This is a genomic window from Streptomyces sp. (assembly GCF_050698815.1).
Taxonomy (GTDB): Bacteria; Actinomycetota; Actinomycetes; order Streptomycetales; family Streptomycetaceae; genus Streptomyces.
Window position 1 is genome coordinate 1 of sequence record NZ_JBOHCV010000586.1, and the last position, 5,381, is coordinate 5,381.

Consider the following 5,381-nt stretch of genomic DNA (forward strand, 5'->3'; position numbering starts at 1 on the left):
GCCCACCGGCTGCCGCTTCCATCCCCGGTGCAACGTGGCCGAGGCGCGGTGCGCCGTCGACGGCGTCAGCTTCACGATCGACCCCGGCGAGACCCTCGGCCTCGTGGGTGAGAGCGGCTGCGGCAAGACGACCACCGGCCGCCTCGTGCTGCGCGCCATCGAGCCGACCCGCGGCCGCATCGTGTTCGACGGCGACGACATCACGGCGCGGCCGCCGGGCCAGCTCCTCGCGTTCCGGCGGAAGGCGCAGATCGTCTTCCAGGACCCCTACACCTCCCTCAACCCCCGGATGACAGTCGGCGACATCATCGGCGAACCCTTCGACATCCACCCCGAGGTGGCACCGCGGGGCGACCGGGGCCGCAGGGTGCGGGAGCTGCTGGACGTGGTCGGGCTGAACCCCGAGTACGTCAACCGCTACCCGCACCAGTTCAGCGGCGGCCAGCGGCAGCGCATCGGCATCGCCCGCGGCCTCGCCCTGCGCCCCGAGATCATCGTCGCGGACGAGCCGGTCTCGGCCCTGGACGTATCCGTGCAGGCGCAGGTGGTCAACCTGATGGAGCGGCTGCAGGACGAGTTCGACCTCTCCTACGTCGTCATCGCCCACGACCTGTCCGTCGTGCGGCACATCGCCGACCGGGTCGCGGTCATGTACCTCGGCAAGATCGTCGAGATCGGCACCGAGAGCGAGATCTACGAGCACCCCACCCACCCCTACACCCAGGCCCTGCTGTCCGCGGTGCCCGTGCCGGACCCGGCTGCCGAGGCGGGCCGCACGCGCATCGTGCTGCGGGGCGAGGTGCCCTCACCGGCGGACCCGCCCTCGGGCTGCCACTTCCGCACCCGCTGCTGGAAGGTGGCGGACCGGTGCGCGGCGGAGGAACCGGCGCTGTCGGTCCCGGCGGGCCTCGGACAGGCGGAGGGGCCCGCGCACCACCCGTCCGCGTGTCACTTCGCGGAGGAGAGGGAGGAGAGGGAGGAGATGGACCGGATCACGCCGCGGTAGCGGACGACGACGGCGCTGCCGCGCCGGTGGGTCCGGGCTCGGCGGAACGGTCGTCGCGGTGGGCCAGGGCGAGCAGCAGGGCGAGGGCCGCGAGGATCTCGAAGACGGCCGTGGCGAGCCGGAGTTGGTCGCGGAGTTCGAGTTCGGCGAAGTCCGACAGCAGCTGCGCCTTGACCGCGAACGACAGGGCGAAGCCGCCGGACCCCAGCAGCGGGGCGGCCAGGATCATGCCCAGCGGGCGGGCGTGGCCGGCGCGGGTGAGGGCCGCGACGGCGGCGGCCAGGGACAGCAGGGCCAGCGTCAGCCCGTACCAGGTGTCCGGCACCGCCAGCAGCGTGACCAGACCCCGGTCGCCGGTGAAATGGCGCGAATACAGCTCCCAGCCCTGGTCCCGCCACGCCTGGACCTCCCAGGCCACGAGTACGACGGCCACCGCGGCCGAGAGCAGGAAGGCCGCGACGCGTCCGCCGGGGGCGGGACGGGCGGGGGGCCCGTCGCCGGGCCCGGTGCCGGTGTCGGCACCGTCCGTGGCCCGTACCGGGACCGGGCGGCGGGCCGCGGCCGCGATGACGACCAGCGCGACTGCGAACACGAGCATGGCGATCACGCTGAAGAGGACCTTGCTCCGGAGCCCTTCGGAGACGCCGCCGCGTATCCAGTTGGCGTTGAGGTTCCACAGGGTGGGGACGCGGAGCAGGATCGTGAGCGCGCCGGCCGAGGCGAGGATGCCGGCGGCGGAGGAGGAGTGCAGGGCGGTGACGGCGCAGACGGTGTAGAGCACCAGCAGGGTGGGCTCCACGAACGAGCTGGCCCACACGCCGTCCTGGGCGCGGAAGAGCAGGCTCGACCACATCCACCACACGTCGGTGACCTCGGCGGCCTTGGTGAAGTCGCGGATGATCCAGCCGAGGTCGAGCACGGCGAGCGCGGCCAGCAGCAGCGCGCCGGAGACGCGTCCGCCGCGTGCCAGCGTGCGGTCGTTGCTCATCGCCGGGCCCCCGGGTGGGTGCGGATACTCGTGCGCCGCGCGGTCTTCCTCGCGCGGCGTCCGAGGGCAAGCCTACTGACGCGTCACATGGCGACCGCACGCGCACGGCCGTACGGACTTCAGGGCGCGGGGTTCGTATATCGGTACTGCCACGACTGGGTTGCGGCTGTGTTAACGCGTTTGTTGACTACTTATGGCGATATGCCCGACCGGCTCACGGGAGGTCAAGCACGCTGGGACCTCAATCTGCAAAACCTTCGCTCAAGATGCGCTGCGGGTCCACACCCCGCCCCCGGTACCTCTTGACTGAGAGGTTATTCACTTGCAAAGTTCCCTCAACCCATGGCACGCGCTGCCAACTCAGGGATCTATCCGCATAGATGACAGAGCGCGGGGGCGCAAACACGATGACAAGTCCATCCCAGGCTGCGATCGCGGGGGCCGACACCCCAGGTCCCGACGAGCCCGGCCTGACCTCCGGGCCGGTCGGCCAGAACGGCAAGAACGACCAGCTCGCGGGCCGGTCACCCGGCCAGCTGATGTGGATGCGCTTCAAGCGCGACCGCACAGGCGTCATCTCCGCGTGTGTTGTCCTTGCGGTGTTCGCGATCGCGGCGCTGGCGCCGGTGATCTCCTGGCTGTACGGCAAGGACCCCTACACCCGTTACGGGCAGATACAGCCGGGCCTGCTGAACGACAACGCCTACCCCGTGAAGCCCAACGGCGGCATGGACAGCGAGTTCTGGTTCGGACTGGAGCCGGGGCTGGGCCGCGACGTTTTCACGCAGCTGGTGTACGGGATACGTACCTCGCTCTCGCTGGCCGTGATCATCACGATCCTCTCGGTGCTCACCGCCATCGTGATCGGTGTCGCGGGCGGCTACCTGGGCGGCAAGACGGACTACTTCGTCGGCCGGCTCACCGACCTGATGATGTCCTTCCCCAACCAGCTCTTCTTCGTCGCCTTCACACCGGTCGTCATGGCCCTGTTCGTCGATCCTCGGGACGAGATGCCCACCTGGCTACGGGCCTGCGTACTGATCTTCGTGATGTGGCTGCTGGGCTGGATGACACTGGCCCGGCTGCTGCGCGGTGTCGTACTCACCCTGCGCGAGCGGGAGTTCGTCGAGGCGGCGAAGGTCGCCGGGACCCCGCCCTGGCGGATCGTCCGCAAGGAGCTGCTGCCGAACGTCGTGACTCCGATTCTGGTGCAGTCGACCTACATGCTGCCCAACTTCGTCACGGCCGTCGCAGGGCTCTCCTTCCTCGGTGTCGGCATGCCGGGTTCGGTTCCGGACTGGGGTCGGATGTTCGCCAAAGGCGCGGAGGTCTACCAGAGCGACATCACCTACATGTTCTTCCCCGGCGGCGCGATGGTGATCTTCATCGTCGCGTTCAACCTGCTCGGGGACTCGGTCAGGGACGCCTTCGACCCGAAATCGGGACGTTGATGACCGAGCAGCGGGGGGTGCTGCCACCCCAGCACCGCATCAGTCAGGCAGCAACACACAACCGACAGGTAGGTGCTTCCACCACTATGAGCAGATTCAGAATGCGCACGGCGCGCGTCTCCGTCGTGGGGCTCGCCGCGGGCGCGCTCCTCCTCACCGGGTGCAGCAGCGGCGGTGGCGGCGGCGGCGAGGGCGATGTCAGCAAGGAAGACGCCAAGAAGCAGCAGGTGCAGTTCGAGTTCGGCGACGAGCAGGCCTCGGCCGGCCCCGCCGAGGAGGTGAAGGGCGCCCAGAAGGGCGGCGAGCTCACCGTCTACCAGCGGGACAGCTACGCGCACCTCGACCCCGCGCAGATGTACGTCAGCGACGAGGGCTCCTTCTCCACCCTCATCCACCGCCGGCTGACCACCTACAAGCGGGACAACGCCGGCAAGTACACCGTGGTCGGCGACCTCGCCAAGGACAGCGGCAAGTCCTCGGACGGCGACCGGACCTGGACGTACGAGCTCAAGGACGGCGTCAAGTGGGAGGACGGCTCCCCGATCACGTCCAAGGACATCCGGCACACCTTCGAGCGGCAGTTCGCGCCGTTCGTATCCGAAGGCCCGACCTTCATCCAGCAGTGGCTGGCCGGCGAGAGCGGCGTCGGCTACCGCAAGATGCTCAAGGACGGCCCGTACAAGGGCAAGCACCTCCCGGACAAGGTCCTGGAGACCCCGGACGACAAGACGATCGTCTTCCACTTCAAGAACCCGCAGCCCGACCTGCCCTACGCGCTGGGCATGGCCGGCTACTCCGCCGTCCAGGAGAAGGGCGACACGAAGGAGAAGTACGACAAGAAGCCGGTCAGCTCCGGCCCGTACAAGATCGAGTCCTTCAAGTCCGGCAAGAGCATGAAGCTCGTACGCAACGACGAGTGGGACCCGAAGACGGACTCGGTGCGGCACGCGTACCCGGACACGCACAAGATCCAGTTCGGCGTGTCCTACGAGGCCTCCACCAAGCGGCTGGTCTCCGACAGCGCGGAGAACAAGACCGCGGTCAGCTACACCAACCAGGTCGACGCCTCCAGCATGCAGTCCGTGCGCTCGGACGCCTCGGTGAAGAAGCGCTCGCTGGCCGGCTACCAGCCCTACGTCGGCAAGATCTCCTTCAACATGGACCGGCTCAAGGACAAGAAGGTCCGTGAGGCCATCGCCTACGCGCTGCCGGCCCAGTCGCTGGTGCAGGCGTTCGGTGGCTCCGGCGGCGGTGAGCTGGGCGGCAGCTACCTCAGCCCGACGGTCGCGGGTCACACCGGCGCCGACCCCTATGGCAAGACCAAGAAGCCGCAGGGTGACGTGAAGAAGGCCAAGCAGGTACTGAAGGACGCCGGCAAGACCGGCAAGAAGATCACCTTCGCGTACCAGAACTCGCCGGAGTGGTCGGACTTCTCCATCGCGGCGAAGGACAACCTGGAGAAGGCCGGCTTCGATGTCCAGCTGAAGGACGTCGTGACGGACACCTACTACGACCAGATCGGCAAGGTCAAGAACAACTACGACATGTACCACTCCTCCTGGGGAGCGGACTGGCCCAGCGCGTCCACGGTGATCCCGCCGACGCTGGACGGCCGTCAGGTGCAGGACGGTGCGGCGAACTACTCGCACTACGACGACCCGAAGATGAACAAGGAGATGGACCGCGTCTCCAAGATCACTGACGCGGAGAAGGCCGCCGCGGAGTGGGGCAAGCTCGGGGACAAGATCCTCAAGGAGGACCTGCCCGACGTCCCGCTCATGTTCTACAAGCAGATCCAGCTGCACGGGTCCAAGGTGGGCGGGGCCGTCCTGAACGACGTCCTCAGCGGCATCGACCCGACCCAGCTGTACGTCAAGAAGTAACGGCGCACTCAGCGCGGTTGCTTGCGCCAGCCGTGGTGCCCGCCCCCCGGGGC

Annotated in this window: 4 protein-coding genes; 3 read left to right on the forward strand and 1 reads right to left on the reverse strand. The window is 68.4% G+C overall.

Features of this window, described 5'->3' with window-relative positions:
- The coding region (locus tag ACRDP3_RS21260) for an oligopeptide/dipeptide ABC transporter ATP-binding protein (RefSeq protein WP_431518575.1) at positions 1–1,006 on the forward strand (1,006 nt) is incomplete at its 5' end.
- Here the strand turns inward: ACRDP3_RS21260 and ACRDP3_RS21265 are convergent.
- On the reverse strand, positions 993–1,994 hold the full coding sequence (locus ACRDP3_RS21265; RefSeq protein ID WP_431518576.1) for a hypothetical protein: 1,002 nt from the start codon (positions 1,992–1,994) through the stop codon (positions 993–995). The genes ACRDP3_RS21260 and ACRDP3_RS21265 overlap by 14 nt on opposite strands.
- Positions 1,995–2,401: 407 nt before the next feature.
- Here ACRDP3_RS21265 and ACRDP3_RS21270 point away from each other — a divergent pair, with 407 nt between their 5' ends.
- The gene (locus ACRDP3_RS21270) at positions 2,402–3,445 is read left to right on the forward strand and encodes an ABC transporter permease (RefSeq protein ID WP_431518577.1); all 1,044 of its coding nucleotides are present in this window, start codon (positions 2,402–2,404) and stop codon (positions 3,443–3,445) included.
- Positions 3,446–3,531: 86 nt separating this feature from the next.
- Positions 3,532–5,328, forward strand: coding sequence for an ABC transporter substrate-binding protein (locus ACRDP3_RS21275; protein ID WP_431518578.1), 1,797 nt, complete (start codon positions 3,532–3,534; stop codon positions 5,326–5,328).
- The last annotated feature ends 53 nt before the right edge of the window (positions 5,329–5,381 follow it).

Excerpts from the sequence above, each read along its gene's own strand:
- ACRDP3_RS21265 (WP_431518576.1), bottom strand. The coding sequence starts at position 1,994 with ATGAGCAACGACCGCACGCTGGCACGCGGCGGACGCGTCTCCGGCGCG.
- ACRDP3_RS21270 (WP_431518577.1), top strand. The coding sequence starts at position 2,402 with ATGACAAGTCCATCCCAGGCTGCGATCGCGGGGGCCGACACCCCAGGT.
- ACRDP3_RS21275 (WP_431518578.1), top strand. The coding sequence starts at position 3,532 with ATGAGCAGATTCAGAATGCGCACGGCGCGCGTCTCCGTCGTGGGGCTC.